Source organism: Streptomyces sp. NPDC006643, assembly GCF_042870175.1.
Taxonomy (GTDB): Bacteria; Actinomycetota; Actinomycetes; order Streptomycetales; family Streptomycetaceae; genus Streptomyces.
In genome coordinates this window covers 144,194-164,481 of sequence record NZ_JBIAHA010000022.1, presented here as the reverse complement: position 1 = coordinate 164,481, position 20,288 = coordinate 144,194, and the positions used below count along the sequence as shown (strand labels likewise).

18 protein-coding genes are annotated in these 20,288 nt (G+C 69.8%); 8 read left to right on the top strand and 10 right to left on the bottom strand.

The window, feature by feature from the left end; translation table 11 throughout:
* The first annotated feature begins 9 nt into the window (after nt 1–9).
* The 3 genes from ACFYNU_RS28335 (at nt 10) to ACFYNU_RS28325 (ending at nt 2,913) form a co-directional block, all read left to right on the top strand.
* Nucleotides 10–567 (top strand): hypothetical protein, encoded by a 558-nt coding sequence (locus ACFYNU_RS28335; RefSeq protein WP_356596921.1) that lies wholly within the window; start codon nt 10–12, stop codon nt 565–567.
* A gap of 773 nt (nt 568–1,340) precedes the next feature.
* On the top strand, nt 1,341–1,994 hold the full coding sequence (locus tag ACFYNU_RS28330; protein ID WP_356596923.1) for a ScbR family autoregulator-binding transcription factor: 654 nt from the start codon (nt 1,341–1,343) through the stop codon (nt 1,992–1,994).
* 154 nt (nt 1,995–2,148) lie between these two features.
* A complete protein-coding gene (locus ACFYNU_RS28325; protein ID WP_356596925.1) occupies nt 2,149–2,913 on the top strand; it encodes a glucose 1-dehydrogenase in 765 nt (254 codons plus the stop codon).
* An 83-nt stretch (nt 2,914–2,996) separates the two neighbouring features.
* On the opposite strand, the gene ACFYNU_RS28320 is transcribed toward ACFYNU_RS28325, so the two are convergent.
* A complete protein-coding gene (locus ACFYNU_RS28320) occupies nt 2,997–3,905 on the bottom strand; it encodes a ScbA/BarX family gamma-butyrolactone biosynthesis protein (protein WP_356596927.1) in 909 nt (302 codons plus the stop codon).
* A gap of 128 nt (nt 3,906–4,033) precedes the next feature.
* On the opposite strand from ACFYNU_RS28320, the gene ACFYNU_RS28315 reads away from it, so the two are divergent.
* The 3 genes from ACFYNU_RS28315 to ACFYNU_RS28305 all read left to right on the top strand — a co-directional run bounded on the left by ACFYNU_RS28315 (nt 4,034) and on the right by ACFYNU_RS28305 (nt 6,973).
* A complete protein-coding gene (locus tag ACFYNU_RS28315) occupies nt 4,034–4,699 on the top strand; it encodes a ScbR family autoregulator-binding transcription factor (protein ID WP_356596929.1) in 666 nt (221 codons plus the stop codon).
* A 243-nt stretch (nt 4,700–4,942) separates the two neighbouring features.
* Nucleotides 4,943–6,064 carry a transposase gene (locus ACFYNU_RS28310; RefSeq protein ID WP_356596931.1) on the top strand — a complete coding sequence of 374 codons (1,122 nt, stop codon included), beginning with the start codon at nt 4,943–4,945 and terminating at the stop codon, nt 6,062–6,064.
* A 195-nt stretch (nt 6,065–6,259) separates the two neighbouring features.
* Nucleotides 6,260–6,973 carry an alpha/beta fold hydrolase gene (locus tag ACFYNU_RS28305; protein ID WP_356596933.1) on the top strand — a complete coding sequence of 238 codons (714 nt, stop codon included), beginning with the start codon at nt 6,260–6,262 and terminating at the stop codon, nt 6,971–6,973.
* Nucleotides 6,974–7,509: 536 nt separating this feature from the next.
* Here ACFYNU_RS28305 and ACFYNU_RS28300 read toward each other — a convergent pair.
* Nucleotides 7,510–9,000: an MFS transporter gene (locus ACFYNU_RS28300; protein ID WP_356596781.1), complete on the bottom strand. Its 1,491-nt coding sequence runs from the start codon at nt 8,998–9,000 to the stop codon at nt 7,510–7,512.
* Between the two features lie 62 nt (nt 9,001–9,062).
* On the opposite strand from ACFYNU_RS28300, the gene ACFYNU_RS28295 reads away from it, so the two are divergent.
* Nucleotides 9,063–10,037 carry a YafY family protein gene (locus ACFYNU_RS28295; protein ID WP_356596839.1) on the top strand — a complete coding sequence of 325 codons (975 nt, stop codon included), beginning with the start codon at nt 9,063–9,065 and terminating at the stop codon, nt 10,035–10,037.
* 83 nt (nt 10,038–10,120) lie between these two features.
* On the opposite strand, the gene ACFYNU_RS28290 is transcribed toward ACFYNU_RS28295, so the two are convergent.
* The 6 genes from ACFYNU_RS28290 to ACFYNU_RS28265 all read right to left on the bottom strand — a co-directional run bounded on the left by ACFYNU_RS28290 (nt 10,121) and on the right by ACFYNU_RS28265 (nt 17,024).
* Nucleotides 10,121–11,116: a sigma-70 family RNA polymerase sigma factor gene (locus ACFYNU_RS28290; protein WP_356596783.1), complete on the bottom strand. Its 996-nt coding sequence runs from the start codon at nt 11,114–11,116 to the stop codon at nt 10,121–10,123.
* Nucleotides 11,117–11,454: 338 nt separating this feature from the next.
* Nucleotides 11,455–12,957, bottom strand: a complete 1,503-nt coding sequence (locus ACFYNU_RS28285) for a glycoside hydrolase family 3 N-terminal domain-containing protein (protein WP_356596785.1) — start codon at nt 12,955–12,957, stop codon at nt 11,455–11,457.
* Complete coding sequence (locus ACFYNU_RS28280) at nt 12,954–13,781, bottom strand: carbohydrate ABC transporter permease (protein ID WP_356596787.1); 828 nt, start codon at nt 13,779–13,781, stop codon at nt 12,954–12,956. The genes ACFYNU_RS28285 and ACFYNU_RS28280 overlap by 4 nt, the downstream gene beginning before the upstream one ends.
* Nucleotides 13,778–14,791, bottom strand: coding sequence for a carbohydrate ABC transporter permease (locus tag ACFYNU_RS28275; protein ID WP_388767553.1), 1,014 nt, complete (start codon nt 14,789–14,791; stop codon nt 13,778–13,780). The genes ACFYNU_RS28280 and ACFYNU_RS28275 overlap by 4 nt, the downstream gene beginning before the upstream one ends.
* Complete coding sequence (locus ACFYNU_RS28270) at nt 14,781–16,070, bottom strand: sugar ABC transporter substrate-binding protein (protein ID WP_356596789.1); 1,290 nt, start codon at nt 16,068–16,070, stop codon at nt 14,781–14,783. Before ACFYNU_RS28270 ends, ACFYNU_RS28275 begins: the two co-directional genes overlap by 11 nt.
* 171 nt (nt 16,071–16,241) lie before the next feature.
* Nucleotides 16,242–17,024, bottom strand: a complete 783-nt coding sequence (locus tag ACFYNU_RS28265) for a class III extradiol ring-cleavage dioxygenase (RefSeq protein WP_356596791.1) — start codon at nt 17,022–17,024, stop codon at nt 16,242–16,244.
* Nucleotides 17,025–17,153: 129 nt separating this feature from the next.
* Here ACFYNU_RS28265 and ACFYNU_RS28260 point away from each other — a divergent pair, with 129 nt between their 5' ends.
* Nucleotides 17,154–17,651, top strand: a complete 498-nt coding sequence (locus tag ACFYNU_RS28260) for a MarR family transcriptional regulator (RefSeq protein WP_356596793.1) — start codon at nt 17,154–17,156, stop codon at nt 17,649–17,651.
* 175 nt (nt 17,652–17,826) lie between these two features.
* Here ACFYNU_RS28260 and ACFYNU_RS28255 read toward each other — a convergent pair whose 3' ends face one another.
* Entirely contained in the window at nt 17,827–19,380 is a 1,554-nt protein-coding gene (locus ACFYNU_RS28255; protein WP_356596795.1) for an MFS transporter, read from the bottom strand.
* 221 nt (nt 19,381–19,601) lie between these two features.
* Nucleotides 19,602–20,252, bottom strand: coding sequence for a helix-turn-helix domain-containing protein (locus ACFYNU_RS28250; RefSeq protein WP_356596797.1), 651 nt, complete (start codon nt 20,250–20,252; stop codon nt 19,602–19,604).
* Nucleotides 20,253–20,288 lie beyond the last annotated feature (36 nt).

Below are 20,288 nucleotides of genomic sequence, written 5' to 3'. Positions count from 1 at the left end.
GGGGCCGTCATGAGTACGGACATGGCCGGCGAGGCCGGGCCGGGACCGTGGGACGCCGTCATGGGAGGCGGGTTCGTCGCCGCGCTCAACGAGGGACTGGCCCGGTTCGCCGCCCCGTACCGGTCGGCGGCGTCCGGCCGCCGCGACACCGAACACTCGCGGTCCGCTGCCACCCACGAAGAACCTTCCGACGCGCTCCAGGACCCGTTCGTGGCAGCGGTGATGACCGCGTACACCTCGCGCCTGGACACCGCGCTCAGCACCGGAGAGCGCGCCGACCCTCGACTGCGCCTCGCCCTGCTGCGCCACGGACGGCGCCTTCTCACCGACGTGTCAGCGCCCGGCCCGGACCGCGGTGCCCTCGCCGCCGAGCGCGGTGAGGGTGCGCATGGCCGTCAACTCACGGCAGGGCAGGAGGCCTTGGTGCTCGGGCTGCTCATGGAGTGCGCCGCGCTGGTGGTGCTGTCCGGGGAGGGCGTCGAATCCGCGGGCCGCCGCCCCGCCGATCTCATCCGTGACCTGGGGCGCACGCGGCGAGGACCCGCGGGAGAACTCTTCCGCGGCTAGTCCCCTGTGCCGCGACGATCCGTCGGACAGGCACGCGCGTCCCGCACCGACCACGGCGTCGGGCGGGACGCCGCCGTCTGGGTACCCCGGTTCGTTCGTGCGTACGGGCGGCGAGCCGGGCGAGCGGGTGCGGAGTGTGTCATGTCCTGGGACCCGCTTTGAGTGGGATTTGAGTGGCCATTAAGCCGCCAAGTGCGTGATGGGACCGACCGATGGTCGGTTGGCGACGCCGGACAGCCTTTCGGTATCCGAATTGACACGTATTGCGGTCTGCGGTCGCTGTGCTGAACAAGCCCGGAGGAGCCCTTCTTGACCGGTGCCCGCACCGGGCCATCTACAATATTTCCAGGGGGAGTTCAGTCCGTATGCGGTCGTCGATCCGTCAGGCGGCGATCACACGGGGAGAAGACGTCCAGGACGAACGCCACTACGCCCAGCCCGGACCAGGCGCGGACGTACGTCGGCATGGGGGGTGATCCGGCGAGCGCCAAAGGTGGCGTCCGAGCTGGCATGGACCTCCACAGCGATGGGCGCGGGCTTCTCATCGCAGAGCCGACGACGGGCTGACTTCGGCCGCTCCGCGCGGGTGAAGTACGTCGACGGCGACAGGTTCGGAATTCTCATGAGCCCGCTCCAACTCGGCGTGCCTCTTGGCGGGACCCAGTGGCGCCGGGCTCACTGGTGGATACCTGGGGCTTTCGCGACGTGCATGACTTCAACTGATCGGTCCGTTTGTCTGTCCTGATGCTCGTCGTACTCATCGGAGTGCCCTTATGGCCAAGCAGTACCGTGCTGTTCGTACTCGTCAGGAACTGATCCGTTCGGCTGCCGAGGTGTTCGACGACGTCGGATTCGCCGATTCCTCGATCAGCGCGATCAGTTCGCGAGCAGGGGTGAGTACAGGGGCCTTGCATTTTCATTTCGGCAACAAGCAGGCTCTGGGAAGTGCTGTTGAACTGGCCGCGGCCCAGACGCTCTTACGCATCACGGGTCACGTTCCCCTGCGTGATCCGGCACCGTTGCAGCATCTGGTCGACACCTCCCACACGCTCGCCGGATATCTGCTGGGCGACCGGGTGCTGAGAGCGGGGTTCCGGCTCGGTTCCGATCCCGCGTGGCGCGGTGGAGGCGATCTGTGGGAGCAGTGGCAGGACTGGGTGCAGCTGATGCTCGTCGTGGCCAGGGAGCAGGGCGGCCTGTCGCCGGAGATCGACGTCGAGGATGTCGTGTACGCCGTCACCGGGGCTCTGGCCGGTTTCGAGGTCCGGGCCCGGCGTGATCCCGAGTGGGGCGCGGGTGAAGTCATCACCCGCTTCTGGCGGTTGATGCTTCCGCGGCTGGCCGGTGAACGGGTCATGGACACTCTGGTACCCGGCGGAACCCGCGGTGATGTCTGTCCGCTGGAGGAGGGCTGGGGGGTGGCCTGATCCGGGGGGTGTCCGGGGGCGTGAGGCTCGTAGGGGAGGTGCTGTGTTGTCCGTTTGACGGGGGGTGTGGGTGGGGCAGGTGGTGTTGAGGTGTTTTCGACGCGAGTCCGCTTGATCTGGATGTGTCTGTCGTGATGCTCGGGAGGATGTTGTCGTGGGTGAGGGTTTACTTTCCGGCAAGGCCGTTCTTGTTACCGGCGCGAGCAGTGGGATCGGTGCCGCCGCGGCGAGGGTGTTCTCGGCGGAGGGGGCGTCCGTGGTCGTGGTGGCGCGCCGTGAGGATCGCTTGAAGGCTCTGGTGGATGAGTTGGTGGCGGGAGGAGCGGAGGCGGCGTGTGTTGTCGCCGATGTACGGGACGCCGCCGAGGCGCGACGTGCGGTGGCGGTGGCGGTGGAGAAATTCGGGCGGCTGGACGGGGCGTTCAACAACGCGGGGGTGGGTGGTGACCGAACGCCGTTGCATTTGATGTCGGACGATGTGTACGACGATTTGATGGACAGCAACGTACGTAGCGTGTGGAATTGTTTGCGTCCGGAAATCGCCGCGATGCTGGAGGGCGGCGGCGGGGCTGTTGTGAACAACAGCAGTGTGGGCGGACTGGTCGCCATACCGACGGCTGCTCCCTATGTGGCGTCGAAGCACGCGGTGGTGGGATTGACGAGGGCCGCGGCGGACGAGTACGCGAGTCAGGGGATCCGGGTGAACGCGGTGGCCCCTGGGACCACGCGTACGGAGATTACCGAGGACTGGTTCGGGCGCAATCCGGGTCTGGAGAAGATGGTGCATTCGATGACGCCGCAGGGGCGGACGGCGGAGCCGACGGAGATCGCGGCTGCCGCCGCCTGGCTGTTGAGTGACCGGTGCCCGTTCCTGACCGGTGTCGTGGTGCCGGTGGACGGGGGCTTTGTCAATCAGTGAGCCGGTTCCGGCTGAGCCGAGGGGGTGGTGCCCGGCGAGGGCGGCGCCCCCTCGGCTCTTTTCGCGAGGACGCGGTGAAGGTGCTAGCGGGGCGGTCCGTTGAGCTTCACATGGAATGCGGGTGCGTTGTTCTGGGACCCGGTCACATGGATGGTGGTGTGGTCGGAGTCCCCGGTGGTGACCACTTCGGCGTTCAGCCAGCAGGGTGCGTCGAATTCCACGTATCGCTCGTAGGTGATACGGGCGCGGGTGGTCTCGGGGGCGCCGGCGGGGGTGAGCAGGGCGTGGGCGGCCTGTTGCGCGGCTTCCAGGAGCGCGAGGCCCGGCACATGGTCCACGGGATGGTCGAACAGCAGCGTGTGGGCAGGCTCGTTGCGCAGTCGCCAGCGCCCGGGGCGGTTGCCGGGGGAGAGGGAGACCTCGATGGCGTCGGCGCGGCCGACGGCTTCGTGCGGAACGGGTAACGGCACGGCCCAGGAAGCCCAGTCGAAGGTGGCGTGGCCGCCCCGTATCCGGCGGTAGGCGCCGGGGGATATCGAGCTGAAGTCGGACTCGGCCGTGGCGACGGTGACCCCGTCGCGGTGAATGCGGAAGTTGATGCGTAACGCGTTGGGCTGGCGGCTGTGGCCTTTTGTGACGGTGATGTCGACGTCAAGGATTTGCGGGCCGCCGTCGAGCGCGGTGGGAATGACGTCGAAATCCAGTCTGTTCAGCAGTGTTTGATGGGATGTGGGTACGCCGTATTCGGCGTGGGCGGTGAACAGAGCGGTCTGTCGTAATGTCTGGGCGAGTATTCGGGTGTCGTAACGGCCGGGTCCGCCGACCGACGGCCACTGGACGGTCAGGGTGAATCTGTCGGCGCCGTTGCGACGCGCGTCTTTTATGAGAATGGAATCGGCGTGGCTGAGGTGTGTGAACTCGCCTAATTTGGCGGGTGTCAGCGGGAGTCGGGTGCAGGAGTCTTCTTCTGTGAAACTGGCGAGCTTAGTCAAGGTTCCCCCCTTGGTGCGGTTGGGATGTGGTCTGCGCGCACCGCTCTGCTAAAATACCGACTCTCCGTTCTTTTTCAAGTGCGGGTCAAAGAGAGTTCAAACTCCGGTAAAACGGTCGGGGAGGGTTGATGGCACGGCAGGAGCGCGGGGTGCGGACTCGTAGAGCCATCCTGGAGGCGATGGCGAGCCTGATCGACGAGGTGGGGTACGGCGCGGCGACCATCACGATGCTGGTGGAGCGCACCGGGCTGACCCGCGGGGCCCTGTACTTCCACTTCGCGTCCAAGGAGGAGATGGCGCGCGGCGTACTCGCGGAGGCGCTCACCAGCGAGGGGGTGCGCGAGCAGAATCTCAAGCTCCAGGAGTGGGTGGACGTCGGCATGGTGCTGGCCTACCGGCTGCCCAGAGAACCGCTGATGAGCGCCGCGATCACGCTGTCCATCGACACCAAGGTCCGCAGGATTCTCGGTACCCGGTGGCCGGACTGGGTGGATCTCGGGCGCGGTCTGCTTGACGAGGCCGGGCGGCGTGGGGAGTTGCTGCCGCACGCCGATCCGCACACCGCGTCGAGGCTGTTCGTCGGGGCGTGGACGGGCGTGCAGGTGGTGCGCGAGACACTGCCCGGGTCGCCCGAACTGGTGGAGGAGATCTCGGCGTTGTACCAGCTGATCCTCCCCAACCTCGCGACCGCCGGCGTGCTGGCGCGCCTCGACACCTCGCCCCACCGGGCGGAGCAGCTCGCCCGGTCGATCCCCGACGCCCGGGCCGAGTCGGTGTATGTTCCCGCTCTGTAACTGACAAACCGTTCTGTTTTTTCAGGGCGCCGACGCGACGGTGTGCGCCGCGGGCGCGTTCACGGCGCTTCCTTCCGGAAGCGCTGTTTCTTTTTCTTCGTTTACCTCCTCTTTCGAGCGAGTTGTGCATGGCAATGAGCTTGTGCGGAAGACCGAATGGCTGTTTTTCTTTGGCGTGCGCAGTGATGCGTCGTCTGAGGAGACACGGGGGATAGCGTGCGGAGAGATGCGGATAAACCGGCGGTGCCGAAGGTTTCCGGGGGGCTGATCGCCGACGTCGGGGCGCATCTGTTCTCGACCCTGAAGCGGACCGAACAACGGGCGTGGGCCGAGGAATACGTGGGCGCGCTGCTCACCGCCTCCGGCCGCAAGACGCTGCGGACGGTCGCGGCCCAGATAGACGGCGGAGCTTCCCGGCAGAGCGTGCACCACTTCATCAGTTCCTCTCCATGGGAATGGCTGCCGATCCGCCGCGCTCTGGCCCGGTACGCGCACCGGACGCTGAATCCACGGGCGTGGGTCATCAGACCCACAGCCATCCTCAAGGCGGGGCCGCACTCCGTGGGCGTCGACGAGCAGTACGTCCCACATCTGGGTCAGACCGTCAACGCCCAGCAGGCGCTGGGTTCCTGGATGGTCTGCGAGGGGGTCGCGGTGCCGGTGGACTGGCATCTGCTGCTCCCACCGCGCTGGGCCGACGCGTCCCTGCGAGGGCGCGCCAGCATTCCGGACGAGACGATTCCGCGGACGCTCGACGACGGAGTGTACGAGGCGGCCCGCAGCGCCTGCGGACTGACCGCCGAGATGAGCGGCCCCGTCGTGGTCGACGTGGCGGGCGTGGACGCGGTCGCGGTCGCCCAACGGCTCGCCTCCGCCGGATTCACCTTCCTGGTCAGGGCCGACGCCCAGGCGCTGCTCAGGGTGGACCGGGGCGTGCTGCCCCGGTACAGCGCCGCGGAGCACACGGCGGCCCAACTCGTCCAGTCCACAAGCCGGTTACGGCGCCAGGTGGCCTCACCCGAGGGCGCGCCCACCGCGCTGGTGACGATCCCGGTACTGGCCCCCCAGGAGAGCGGTCGCAGACTGCTGCTGCTCGGCGAGTGGCAGTCGGGCGGGCAGGGCGCGTACGACCTCTGGCTGACGAACGCGTCGGCCGACTCCTGGCGCCCGTTGCTCGGGCTCGCCCGCCTGCCGCGCACCGTGGACGATTCCGCCCGGCTCGCGGACCGGGTGGGCATACGAGACTTCGCCGGCCGCTCCTTCCTCGGCTGGCACCACCACATCACGCTGGCCTCCGTCGCCCATCTGGTGGCCGTGCTCCACGAGTGCGGAGCCAGGCGGCACCGGATGCCGGGGAGGCGTTGAGGTGCCGTGCTGCCGGACCAGGGATTTGGCCGGCGTTTGTGCGGGCGTTGACCACCGGTGGGCAGGATCGGGGCGGACCCGTGGACGGGTGTGGCGAACGGCTGAGGCGGGGGATCCGAAGTGGGTGGCGAGTGGCTTCGTGCGTTTGCGTCCTCCGACAGAGACCACTCCGCGGACCCGGGCCGTGTCACCCTGGTGTGCTTCCCGCACGCGGGCGGAGCGGCCAGCTCCTACGCGCCGCTGTCGCGGGAGCTCGCGAACGACGTCGATGTCCTCGGCGTGCAGTACCCCGGCCGCCAGGACCGCAGACGGGAGACGCCCCTCGCGGGGATCGGGCAGCTCGCGGACGCCCTCGCCGCCGAAGTACGACGCGAACTGCGGGGCACGTACGCGTTCTTCGGACACAGCATGGGGGCCGTCCTCGCCTACGAGACCGCCCGGCGCCTCAGGGAAAGCGGGTCGACGGCTCCCGTCAGGCTGTTCCTGTCGGCCAGAGGAGCGCCGACGCCCGAACCCGGCAGACACGACCGGCTGTCCACGGACGCCGATGTGCTGGCGGCGGTCCGCAGGCTCGGCGGCACCACCCCGGCCGTCCTGGACGACCCGGAACTACGGGAGATGGTCATGCCCGCGCTGCGCGCCGACTACCGCGCGCTCGGGAGCTACACATGGCGGGGCGGGCAGCCGCTCGACATCCCGTTCAGTGTGCTGGTCGGCGACAGCGACCCGGTGGTGACCGTGGCTCAGGCGTTCGCCTGGCGGGAGCACACCACCGCCGCCACCACCGTCACCGTCTTCCACGGCGGGCACTTCTACCTGGACGGCCATCTGCCCGCGGTCGCCAAGACCGTGACCGACGCGCTGGCCGACGCCTCCCCGTCGCCGGCGCCGTCCCTCCTCGCTCCGTAGGACGACGGCCGACCACCGTGCGTCCACGACCGGAGATCCGCGCCGCCGCCCCCCGCGCGGACCGGCACCGCGTGCCGACGGCACCTCCGCCGTACGCCGCCACGACGCGGACGGACGCGCACGAGCGGCCGCTCGTGCCCCGAGCCGACGCCCCCGGCGGGGGGGGGGGGGGGCCCCCCCCCCCCCCCCCCCCCCGGGGGGGGGGGGGGGGGGGGGGGGGGGGGGGGGGGCCCTGGACCGTGCGGCCTTGACACCCCGTCTTGCCGGGTGGCTGGCCTGCCGGGCAGCGTGTTGCGGGTCCCCGCCCCCCTCCCGCGGGTTGGGAGGGGGACGCGCAGGGGGCGTGGTCGGACACTCAGGCTGACTTGTGCCGCGTGGACAACGTGGGTCGTCGGGTCCAACGAACCGTGCACGCGGCGTAAGTCACGCCGTCCGGCCATGACCCCGGAGCGGCACCCGGACACCGGCCGCAACCCACCCAGCCCGTCCGGCGCTTGAGGACGAAACCGACCCGCAGGCGCGGACCCCGGCACCGGTCAACCAACCAACACCCGCCTCCTCGGCAACGCCGACATCAGCAGGAAGATGGCCACCAGCACCCCCGCCACCCACCACAGCGCGTTCTGGAAACCCTCCGTGAACGCCGTCGTCACCGCGGCGCGCGACGTCGCCGGGTGGTCGTCGACCACGCCGAAGAAGACCACCGAGACCAGGCCGAGTCCCAGCGCGGTCCCCATCTGCTGCACCGTGTTGATCAGGCCGGACGCCGAACCCGCGTGCTCGCGCGGGACGTCGGAGAGCACCGCGTCCGTCAGGGGCGCCACGATCAGGCCCATCCCCAGGCCCATCACGACCAGCGGCGGCACCATCTGCCAGGTGGTGATGTCCGCGCCGTACCGCCCGGCCTCCCAGAGGTAGAGCAGTACGCCCGCCGCCATCGTCAGCGCGCCGGTCTGGAGGACCTTGCGGCCGAAGCGCGGGACCAGCTTCTGCACCGAGAGACCCGCGGCCGTGGAGACGGCGAGCGAGAACGGCAGCCCGGTCAGGCCGGCGTGCAGCGGGCTCCAGCCGAGGCCGATCTGCATGTACAGCGTCCAGACCAGGAAGAAGATGCCGAGGCTGATGCCGAACGTGAGCTGTACGGCGATACCGGCGGCGAAGCTCTTCACCTTGAACAGGGACAGTTCCACCAGGGGCGACCCGTCCTTGCGGGTCTTCGCCCTCTCGTACGCCACGAACACCGCGAACACCACGACGCTGCCCGCCATGCACAGGAACCCCCACAGCGGCCAGTCCAGCTCGCGGCCCCGGGTGAGCGGGTAGATCAGCATCAGCAGCGCGCCGGTCACCAGGACGACGCCGACCATGTCGAGCCGCAGGGCCTTGGGCGCCTTGGACTCGGTGATGAACCTGCGGCCCAGGATCACACCGGCGATACCGACGGGCAGGTTGATCAGGAAGATCGGGCGCCATTCGAGGCCGAAGAGGTTCCACTGGGTGAGCAGCGCGCCCAGCAGGGGCCCGGAGACGGCGCCGAGGCCGACGATCGCGCCGAACATCCCGAAGACCTTGCCGCGTTCGTGCGCCGGGAAGGTGACATGGATGATCGCGAGTACCTGGGGCACCATCAGCGCGGCCATCGCGCCTTGGAGGAGCCGGGAGGCTACGAGCATCTCGGGATTCACCGCGAAGCCGCAGAGCGCGGAGGCGAGGGTGAAGCCGGTGATGCCGAGGAGGAAGAGCCGCTTGCGGCCGTAGATGTCGCCGAGCCTGCCGCCGGTGATCAGGCCCGCCGCGAAGGCCAGCGCGTATCCGGCGGTGATCCACTGGATGGAGCCGAAGCTCGCGGAAAGATCCCGTTCGATGCTGGGGATGGCGATGTTGACGATGGTGACGTCGACCAGGTCCATGAAGGCCGCGGTCATGACCACCGCCAGCGCCAGCCAGCGCCGGCGATCGGCGGGTGCCGGGGGGACGGCGGGAGTGGGGTCCGGTATGGCGACCGGAGCAGTCGCTGGAGAAGTCATGGGAGGAAGTTATTCACCATGTAGGCCAGATCATGTCCTAGATGGCTGCCACCCTGAAGCGCATGACGGACACTCCGGCACGACTCCTGAATCTGCTGTCACTTCTCCAGACCCCGCGCGAGTGGCCGGGCAGCGAGCTGGCCGAGCGTCTTGAGGTCAGCGCGCGGACGATCCGCCGGGACATCGACCGGCTGCGTGACCTCGGTTATCCGGTCGAGGCCAGCAAGGGCGCGGTCGGCGGGTACCGGCTCGTCGCGGGCGCCGCGATGCCGCCGCTGCTGCTGGACGACGAGGAGGCCGTGGCCATCGCGGTGGGGCTGCGGGCCGGTGCGGGGCATGCCATCGACGGTGTCGAGGAGGCGTCCGTACGGGCGTTGGCGAAGCTGGAGCAGGTGCTGCCGTCGCGGCTGCGGCGCCGGGTCTCCACACTCCAGGCCGCGACGGTGCCGCTGCTCGTGCGGGGGGACGCGGCGAGCGTGGATCCGCGGACGCTGACGGCCATCGCCGCCGCGATCACCGGGACGGAGCGGTTGCGGTTCGGCTACCGCGCCGGGGACGGCGCGCGGACCAAGCGGCAGGTGGAGCCGTACCGTCTGGTGTCGACGGCCAGGCGCTGGTATCTCGTCGCGTACGACCTGGGGCGGGAGGACTGGCGTACGTTCCGGCTGGACCGGGTCGGTGAGCCGTTTCCGACGGGGGCCCGCTTCACGCCGCGCGAGCTGCCGACGGGTGACGCGGCCGAGTTCCTGAGCGGTTCGATGGCGCGCGCGCAGCCGCGGATCGAGCTGGACGTGGTTTTCGCGGCGCCCGCCGAGTTCGTGGCTGGGCGGCTGCCGCCCTCGCTCGGGGTGCCGGAGCCGACCGGCCCGGACAGTTGCCGGCTGCGGGCGAGCGCGGCCGACTCGCCGGAGTGGGTGGCGCTGCGACTGGCCCTGGTGGACTGCGAGTTCACGGTGCGCGGGCCGGCGTCGCTGGTCGAGCACATCGGTGAGTTGGGGGGCCGGCTGACGCGGGCGGCGGGTACGGGTGAGGTGTGAGTACGTGAGGAGTCCCGGCACCGGGGGGGGGCGGGTGCCGGGACTCCGTTCAGCGAGGGGGTCGATCCCCCTGGTCAAGGGCGTTACGCCGCGGATTCGAAGCCCACGTCGTGCGCCATCTTCTTCAGTTCGAGAAGGGCGTGCTTCTCGATCTGCCTGATCCGCTCACGGGTCAGGCCGTGCTGCTTGCCCACCTCGGTGAGCGTCCGCTCCCGGCCGTCGTCGATGCCGTACCGCATCTTGATGATGGAGGCCGTGCGGTGGTCGAGCCTGCCGATCAGGTCCTCCAGCTCCTCGCTGCGGAGCAGCGTGAGGACGGACTGCTCGGGCGAGATCGCCGAGGTGTCCTCCAGCAGATCGCCGAACTGGGTGTCGCCGTCGTCGTCCACCGACATGTTCAGCGAGACCGGGTCACGGGCCCAGTCCAGGACGTCGGTGACACGCGCGGCGTTGGAGCCCAGCTCCGCGGCGACCTCGGTGGGGTCGGGGTCGCGCCCGTGCTCACGGTTGAACTCGCGCTGCACCCTGCGGATACGGCCGAGCTCCTCCACGAGGTGGACGGGCAGCCTGATCGTGCGTGACTGGTCCGCGATGGACCGGGTGATGGCCTGGCGGATCCACCAGGTCGCGTAGGTGGAGAACTTGAATCCCTTGGCGTAGTCGAACTTCTCGACCGCGCGCACCAGGCCGGCGTTGCCTTCCTGGATCAGGTCGAGCAGGGGCAGTCCACTGCGCGGGTAGCGCCGGGCCACGGCGACGACGAGACGGAGATTCGAGCGTATGAAGACGTCCTTCGCGCGCTCACCGGCGGCGACGAGGGCTTCCAGCTCCTCGCGCTGGGCGCCGGCGCCCTCGCTCTCCACGACTCCGTCAAGAATCTGCTGCGCGTACACGCCCGCTTCGATGGTCTGGGACAGCTCGACCTCCTTGGCGGCGTCGAGCAGCGGCGTACGCGCGATCTCGTCGAGGTACATGCCGACCAGGTCGCGGTCGGCGATCTCGCCGCCTACGGCGCGAACACTGCTTGCCCCTTTCGAACCACCGGTGGCGGTACGACGGGCGACGGCACGGGTTGCCATGCGAGCTCCCTTACTGAGTCGGTCGCGACACCCTCCCGGGTGCCCTGCATCCGTTGGAAACAACGACTGGAATCCGGACAGAATTCCCATGGCGTGCGTTCATTTTTGTGATCATGCAGTACCCTGTGCCGCCACCGGGGTGGCGCGCGTGCTGCCGAGCGGGGTGGAAGCGCAGGTCAGAACCGGATTCGAGGCTGCTCCGGTGGCTGTTTCGTGCATTTATCGACCCTTTACGCCTGAGACGCCCGTCACTCCGACGGCGTCACCCCGTACTCCGTGCAACACCGCCGTAGGCCGTCCTCCTACCCGGAAGACGGCCTCGGTCTCAGAAAGGTTGCTCAGCGGCCGTGCGGGGTGCCGCCCAGCAGGCGCTCCACGGCCGCCTGCGCGTTGACGCGGCCCGAGCCGTAGGTCACGACGGTGTTGGCCGCCAGGGCGTCCACGGCGTGCGGCCAGCCGGTCAGGACGACGACCGTGTCCGGGCGGCGGGCGATCAGTTCACGCAGCAGCGCGGTCTCGGCGGCGTCCCGGTGCGGCTCCCTGGCGATGACGACCAGGGGGCGGCCCGCCGAGCCCCGGAGAGCGGTGTCCGCGCGGGCGGCGGTCGGGCCCTCGGGCGGTACGCCGGTGGCGGTCAGACCGGGCACGGCCTCCGTGAGGAGGCGGACGAGATGCGGCGAGCGGCTGCCGGACGCGTGGTTGACCCGCTGTCGCAGGTCGATCACGTACGGCGCCGAGGTGAGCGCCACGTTGCCGCGTACCCGCAGTGCGGTGCGGGCGACGGCGAGTGGCAGCGCGTCCTCCTTGGGAGGCGGCGGGGTGGCGCGGGCCGCGGCGATCCACCCGGCCAGTTCGCGGGCCCGGCGGCCGGCGTCGGTGAGCCGGTCCTCGGGCAGTTCGCCGGTGGCCAGCGCGTCGAGGAGCGCGTCGCGCGCGGTGGCGTAGGAGAGCGCGGCGGCCTCGGCGCTCGCCGGGTTGCCCAGGCACAGCAGGTCGGCGCCGCCGAGCACCGCCTGGACGCAGGCGGGCCCGAAGCCGGGGTCGGCGAGGACGGCGCCCATGTCGAGCGCGTCGGTGACGACGGCGCCGGTGAAGCCCAGCTCCTCCCGGGCCAGCCGGGTGGCCTCGGGGTTGAGCGAGGCCGGGGCGTCGCCGAAGGGGCGGGCCTTGATGTGCCCGGTCATCAGACAGCGGCTGCCCGCGTCGATCGCGGCGGTGAACGGCAGGAGGTCGCGCCGCCGCAGCAGGTCGAGGTCGGCGTCGAGCTGGGGCACCCGCAGGTGGGAGTCGACGGCCGTGTCGCCGTGGCCGGGGAAGTGCTTGGCGCAGGCGGCGACTCCGGCGGACTGGAGGCCGGTGACGTACGCGGCGGAGTGCCGGGCCACCAGGGCGGCGTCCGAGCCGAAGGCGCGTATGCCGATCACCGGGTTGTCCGGGTCGGCGTTGACGTCGGCGTCGGGCGCGAGGTTCAGGCCGATGCCGGCCGCGCGCAGGTCGTGGCCGATGGCGCGGGCGACGCGTTCGGTGACGTCGGTGTCGTCGACCTCGCCGAGCGCGCCGTTGCCGGGGTAGGAGGAGCCGGTCGTCGCCTCCAGGCGGGTGACGTCGCCGCCCTCCTCGTCGCTCGCCACGATCAGGTCGGCGCGGCGGGCGTACAGGGTGGCCGAGAGGGCGGCGGCGGTCGTCGGGTCGGGCACGTTGTGCGCGAAGTACACGACGCCCGCCAGCCCGGCGTCGACGGCGTCGAGCAGCCACGGGGGCGGCTCGGTGCCGTGGAAGCCGGGCAGCAGGACGGAGTTGACGAGCCGCAGCGGCCCGTCGGCGGGATCCGGGGGTGTCATCCCTTGACCGCCCCGGCGGCGAGTCCGGACGCCAGGCGGCGCTGCACGATGATGAAGAAGACCAGCACCGGCAGTGTGATGAGGGTGGAGCCGGCCATGACCGGGCCCCAGGACGTGGAGTTCTCGCCGAAGAACTGGAACAGGCCCACGGCGGCGGTGTACTTGGACCCGTCCTTCATGAAGGTGTACGCGAAGACGAACTCGTTCCACGCGGTGATGAACGCGAACACGCTGGTGGCGACGAGTCCCGGCGCGACCAGCGGCAGCAGGACGGACCAGAACATCCGGGGCCAGGAGCAGCCGTCCAGATACGCCGCCTCCTCGACCTCCTTGGGCACCGTCGCGACGAAGCCGCGCAGGGTCCAGATCGCGAACGGCAGCGACAGCGCGATGTAGACGACGGTCAGTCCGATGAGGCTGTTCAGCAGTTCGTAGTCCCGCATCTGTAGGAAGAGGGGGATGACGAGCGCCTCCAGCGGCACCATCTGCACGATCAGCACCATGATCAGCACCGAGGTGCGGAACCGGAACCGGAAGCGCGCGACGGCCACGGCGGCGAACAGCGCCAGCAGCCCGGAGACCAGGATGGTGCCGAGCCCGACGATCATCGAGTTGATCAGGAACTGACCGAAGTTGCCGCGGTCGAAGATGTAGGTGAAGTGCTCCCAGCTGATCCCGCTGGGCAGGACGTCGGCGCCCCGGGTGATCGCGTTCGGGTCGAGCGCGGTGCTGACCATCCAGTACACCGGGAACAGCGTGAAGACGAGCAGCGCGAACACCGCGGCAGCGAGCCCGATCCGCCCGGCGGTCGTCGTGCGGGTCACAGCTCGTCACTCTCCTTGAAGAGGGTTCGGATGTAGACGATCGTGATCAGCAGCAGGAGCAGCGTGAGGAGTACGGCGGTGGCCGCTCCGGCGCCGTAGTCGTTCAGGGCGAACGCCTGCTGGTAGGACCACACGCCCAGGTTGAGGACCTCTTCGTTGCTGCCCGCGCCGCCCGGCATCAGATAGATCTGGGTGAAGACCTTGAAGTCCCAGATGGTCGACAGGATGGTGACGACCAGGAAGATCGGCTTGATGGTGGGCACGGTGATCTTCCAGAACCGCTGCCAGGCGTTGGCGCCGTCGATCATCCCCGCCTCGTACAGCTCCTTGGGGATGGTCAGCAGCCCCGCGAGCACCGTGATGGCGACGAACGGGAAGCCGTGGTGCACCACGTTGAGGGTGGCGATGGCGTAGAAGGACAGCCGCTCGGTGAACCAGTTCGTGGTCTCGGGGTCGATCAGCCCGAGCGAGCCGGCGAGCTGGCTCATCATGCCGTCGCCCGCCGAGAACAGCCACACCCAGACATAGGTGCCGGTGACGGCGGGCATCGCCCAGGCCGCCATGATCGCGGTGGAGCAGATGACCCGCCAGGTGGTGCCGAGCCGCTGGAGCAGCAGGGCGGCGAGGGTGCCGAGCGCGACCGTCAGGGCGACGCAGGCGACCGCGAAGAAGACGGTGTTGGGCAGGACCGTGCGCCACAGGGCGCTGTCGCTGAGCAGGTCCTTGTAGTGGTCGAGGCCGGTGAACACACCGACGCCGCCGCCGAACTTCACCTCGTAGTCCTGGACGGACAGGATGCCGACCTTGACCAGCGGCCACAGGAGCAGCCCCGCCAGCACCACGAGGGAGGGCAGGAGCAGCAGCCAGGGGCGGGCGGTGCGACCGAGCTGCTTGCGGCGCAGCGTCGGGCTCGGGCGCGGGCCGCGTGGCCGCGACGACTTCATGGGGGAAGTCGTCGCGGCCACGTGGTCGTCGTGCGCCGAGTCTTCGATGACTGACTCAGGAGGCAAAGATCTTGTCCATCTCCTCGGCGGCCTGGTCCGCGGCCTCCTGCACGGTCTGCTTGTCCGTCAGGATCGACTGGATCATCTTCGTGACGACCTGCGTGGCCTGGATCTGGCCGTACGCGGGGGTCTTGGGCACGGTCGCGCCGGCCTCGGTCATCTGCTTGGCGAACGGCGCGACGAGCGGGTCCGCCTTCGCCTGGACCTCCTTGAGGAGGGAGTTCTGACCGGGGAAGTAGTTCGTCTGCTCGGCCCACTTGGTGGCGAACTCGCCGGTGGTGACGAGCTTGACGTACTCCCAGGCCAGGTCCTGGTTCTCGCCCTTGAAGGTGGAGAGGTACGAGCCGCCGAGGAAGGACTTGCTCATACCGCCGGTCTCACCGGGGATGGGAGCGGCGGCGAGCTTGCCCTCAAGGTCGGGGGCGGCCTCGACGAACGACTTGGGTGTCCAGTTGCCGGAGAGGGTCATGGCGATCTTCCCCTTCTGGAAGTCGGTCGCCACCTCCTTCTCGGTCCAGGTGGTGACCTTCGCCGGGGACAGCTTGTCCTTCTTCGCGAGGTCGGTGTAGTACGTGATGCCCTTGACCGACTCCGGGGAGTTGATGCCGGACTTCCACTTGCCGCCCTCCTCGACGGCCAGTTCACCGCCGGCGCCCCAGACGAAGGGGGTCGCGAACATCTCCGCGCCGCCCGCGACCGGGAAGGAGATCATCTCCGGCTCCTTCTCCTTCAGGACCAGCGCGGTGTCGCGCAGTTCCTTCCAGGTGGTCGGGGCCTTGAGGTTGTGCTTCTCGAAGATGTCCTTGCGGTAGAGGAGGCCGCGGACACCGGCGTACCAGGGCATGCCGTACTGCTTGCCGTCCAGGGTGCCCGCGTCGGCCAGGCCCTCGACCAGGTCGTCGCCCAGGCCGGACTCCTTCACCTTGTCGGTCACGTCCACGAGGCCGCCGGTCTCGGCGAACTGCGGGATCCAGGTGGTGCCGACCTCGGCGACGTCGGGGACCTGGCTCGGTCCGCCCTCGATCGCGGTGGTGAACTTCTTCTGCGCGGTGGCCCACTGCTGGTACTCGACCTTGACGGTGGCGCCGGTCTTCTTCTTGAAGGCCGCGGCGACCTCGTTGAAGAAGGGCCGGGGGTTCGGGTTGGTCCCCTCCATGATCCACACGGTCAGGGTCTTCCCCTTGCCCGACGTTTCGCCGCCGTCCCCGCCCGAGTCCCCGCTGCCGCAGGCAGAGAGTCCGAGCGCCATGGTGACGACAAGGGCCCCGATGACATGTTTCCGCATGGCCGCTCCCTAACAGGATGTCTAGACCACAGGAAGGTACGGAGGCCGGAATGCCCGGTCAAGTGCCCTAGGCCAGGGGATGTCGAACCGTTGCCTATCTGAACCCGTCTGCCATTGGCCCGACCACTGACGGGGTACGCGGTGCGTGCGCGCGGAGTACGGGAGCGCAGGTCAGCCGAGCTGGACCGACCGTTTGGCCAGGCCCATCCAGAAACCGTCGATGACGTTCCGTACGGAGTCCAGCTCGTCCTCGGCGGCGCCGAGCGTCACGAACAGCGGCGCGAAGTGCTCGGTACGCGGATGGGCGAGCGCCCCGGCCGGGGACTTGTGCGTGAAGTCGAGCAGCGCGTCGACGTCCCGCGCGAGCAGCGCCTCACGGCCCCAGTCGTCGAACTCGGCGGACCAGGCCGGGACTCCGGGCCCGGTGTGCCGCAGCGCGGCCAGGTTGTGGGTGAAGAATCCGCTGCCGACGATGAGGACCCCTTCGTCGCGCAGCGGGGCCAGCTTGCGGCCGATCGCGAGGAGTTGGCGGGGGTCGAGCGTCGGCATGGAGAGCTGGAGGACGGGGATGTCGGCGGCGGGGAACATCTCGACGAGCGGGACGTACGCCCCGTGGTCGAGCCCCCGGTCGGGGACGCGCTGGACGGGGGCGCCGGGGCCGCGCACCAGCTTCTCGACGGAGTCGGCGAGGGCGGGGGCGCCGGGGGCGTCGTACCGCACCTGGTAGTAGTGCTCGGGGAAGCCCCAGAAGTCGTAGACCAGCGGCCGGGTCTCGGTGGCGCCGAGGGCGAGCGGCGCCTCCTCCCAGTGGGCTGAGACGATCAGGATCGCCCGGGGGCGCGGCAGGTCGGCGGACCAGGCGGCGAGCTGTCCGGGCCAGTGAGGGTCGTCGGCGAGGGGCGGGGCGCCGTGGGAGAGGTAGAGGGCGGGCATGCGCTCCGCTGTGCTGGTCATGGCGTCTCCCTGCCGGTGATGGCGGTCCGCGTTCGGCTCGCGTCGATCTACTTGAACCTTAAAGCACTTATCGGTTCGGACCTTACTTCCATCTAGTTCAACTTTCAAGGAGCACGTAGGGTGGGGAGCATGGACAGTGACGGGCAGCCACGCTGGCTCAGCGCCGAGGAGCAGGGTGTCTGGCAGGCGTATCTCCAGGCCACCACGTTGCTGGAGGATCATCTCGACCGCCAGTTGCAGCGCGACGCGGGCATGCCGCACATCTACTACGCGCTGCTCGTCCATCTGGCCCGCGCCCCGCACCGTCAGCTGCGCATGACCCAGCTGGCCAAGAACGCCAAGATCACCCGGTCCCGGCTCTCGCACGCGATAGCCCGGCTGGAGAAGAACGGCTGGGTGCGCCGCGAGGACTGCCCCTCCGACAAGCGCGGGCAGAACGCGATCCTGACGGACGAGGGCGACGCCGTACTGGCACGGTCGGCGCCCGGTCATGTCGCCGCCGTACGGCAGGCGATCTTCGACCGGCTCGGCCCGGATCAGGTGACGCAGCTCGGGGAGATCATGCGCGTGCTGGCGGAGGGGCTTCAGCCGGACGGTTCGGACGCGGATCTGCCCTGGCGCCGCTGACCCGGCACCGCGGCACCCGAACACCCGAACACCCGAACACCCGAACACGGGACCACGACACCGCGCCACCGGAACAGGCACCACGGCACCACGACGCCCGAACACGACACCGCCCCAGTGCCGCTGCGGAAGCAGCGGCACCGGGGCGGTGGTGGAGCGGGGTGAGCCGGTCGCGTCAGTGCATGACCACCGGCACCGGCGCGTCCTCGGCCGAGGCGTCCGCGCCCGTACCCGCGCCCTTGGCCACCTGGGTGCTCCCCGGCCGGCCGGTGTTGATGAAGGTGAAGGCGATACCGGCCGCGACGACCAGGATCCCGACCGCCCACCAGATGGCGCTCGCGTAGCCGTGCACCATCGCCTGGAGCTCCAGCAGCTTCGCGTCGCTCGCACCCGCCGCGTTCGCCGCGACGTACGCGGTGGTGGCGGAGGCGGCCACGGTGTTCAGCAGCGCCGTACCGATGGCGCCGCCGACCTGCTGCGAGGTGTTGACCATCGCCGAGGCGACACCCGCGTCACGCGGCTCGATGCCGTGCGTCGCCAGGGACATGGCCGGCATGAACGCCGTACCCATGCCCAGACCGAGCAGCAGCAGCGCCGGCAGGATCAGCCCCGGGTACGAGGTGCCGAGCGACAGCTGCGTCAGCAGCAGCATGCCGGTCGCGCCGACCAGGAAGCCCGGCCCCATCAGCAGCCGCGGCGGCACCCGGGTCATCAGCCGGGCGCCGATCTGGGTGGAGCCCGTGATCATGCCGACGATCATCGGCAGGAACGCGAAGCCGGTCTGGACCGGCGAGTAGCCCTTCACGACCTGGAGGTAGTAGGTCAGGAAGAGGAACAGACCGAACATGCCGATGATGGCCAGGCCCAGCGAGAGATAGACACCGCCGCGGTTGCGCTCCATCAGCACGCGCAGCGGCAGCAGCGGGGACTTCACCCGTGCCTCCACCGCGACGAACGTGGCGAGCAGGACGACCGAGGCGACGAACATGCCGATGGTGGTCGGGTCGGACCAGCCCTCGGACTCGGCGCGGGTGAAGCCGTACACCAGCGCGACCAGGCCGAGCGTGGACAGGATGACGCCGGGGATGTCGAGCGGGTTGCGGTTACGGCCGCCCGCGGGCTCCCGGATCACGAAGTAGGCGCCGACGGCGGCCACGATCGCGAACGGGATGTTGACGAAGAACGTCCAGCGCCAGTCCAGGTACTCGGTGAGGAATCCGCCGAGGATCAGACCGACCGCGCCACCGCCACCGGCGATGGCACCGAAGATGCCGAACGCCTTGGCGCGCTCCTTGGGATCGCCGAACGTCACGGCGAGCAGGGAGAGCGCGGCGGGCGCGAGCAGCGCGCCGAACGCGCCCTGGAGGGCGCGGGAGCCGAGCAGCATCGCCTCGCTGGTCGCGGCGCCGCCGACGGCGGACGCGGCGGCGAAGCCGAGCAGGCCGACGACAAAGGTGCGCTTACGTCCCCACAGGTCGGCGATGCGTCCGCCGAAGAGCAGCAGACCGCCGAAGGCGAGCGCGTACGCCGTGATGACCCACTGGCGGTTGCCGTCGGATATGCCCAGGTCCTGCTGGGCGGAGGGCAGCGCGATATTCACGATCGTCGCGTCGAGCACGACCATCAGCTGGGCCAGGGCGATGAAGACCAGGGCTTTCCAGCGCTTGGGATCAGGGCCCGACTCGGGGACCTGGGGGTCCGGGAGCCGGGTCTCGGCTGTTTTTGACATGGGTGAGGCCGCCTATGCGTACGAAGAGTTCATAACGGGCACGGGGACGCACTGGTCGGCCCTGCGTACCGGCTACGGGTCAGTGGTGAGGAAGGGGCGGCCGGCTCGGTCGAGGCCGGCGGCGCCGCGTAGTGATGTGCGTGGTGGTCTTAAGTCGGGGTCGTACGTGGTGCTTCGCGTGGTGGACAGAAGTTCTTGGTCCGGGGGCGCGGCACAGGTCGTCATCGACCGTGGCGCAGATCCTCCAGAGTCGCCGCCGCACCCGGCAGCTCGGAGCGCGCGGGCGCCTCCAGGCCGTCGAGGAACAGCTGTAGATGCCGGTGCGTGAAGCGGTCGATGTTCAGACAGCCGGTACCGGGCAGCGGACGGGTGAGCTGGGAGAGCGCGACCATCAGGTCACCGACCGCGACGTCGGTGCGCAGCCTGCCTGTCGCGCGCGCCTTCTCCATGAGGCCTTCGACGGCCGCTTCGAGGCGTTCGCGTTCCGCGTGCAGGTGGGGAAGGTCCCCGTTGAAGCTGCCGGAGAGGAGCGGGCACAGGGCGCCGATCCGCTCGTCGGCCGCCGCGTGGACGAACCGGCTGAGCGCCACGAACGCGTCGGCCTCCTCGACCGCCGCACGCTCCGCCTGGTCCGCGGTGCGCGCCATGACGGAGTGCACCACCTCCAGGATGAGCGCGGAACGGTCGGGGAAGTGGCGGTAGAGCGTGGCGTTGCCGACTCCGGCGCGCCGGGCGATCTCGTCGAGCGGCACGTCGGGGCCCGACTCCACGAGGATCTCGCGGGCCGCCGCCACGATGCGCTCCCTGTTGCGCAGTGCGTCCGCACGCGGACGCGGAACGCGGCGCGTGTCGGCTTCGGCAGCGGTGGTCACGACGGGCCCTTCCCTCGGTTCACACAAGTGGGGAAC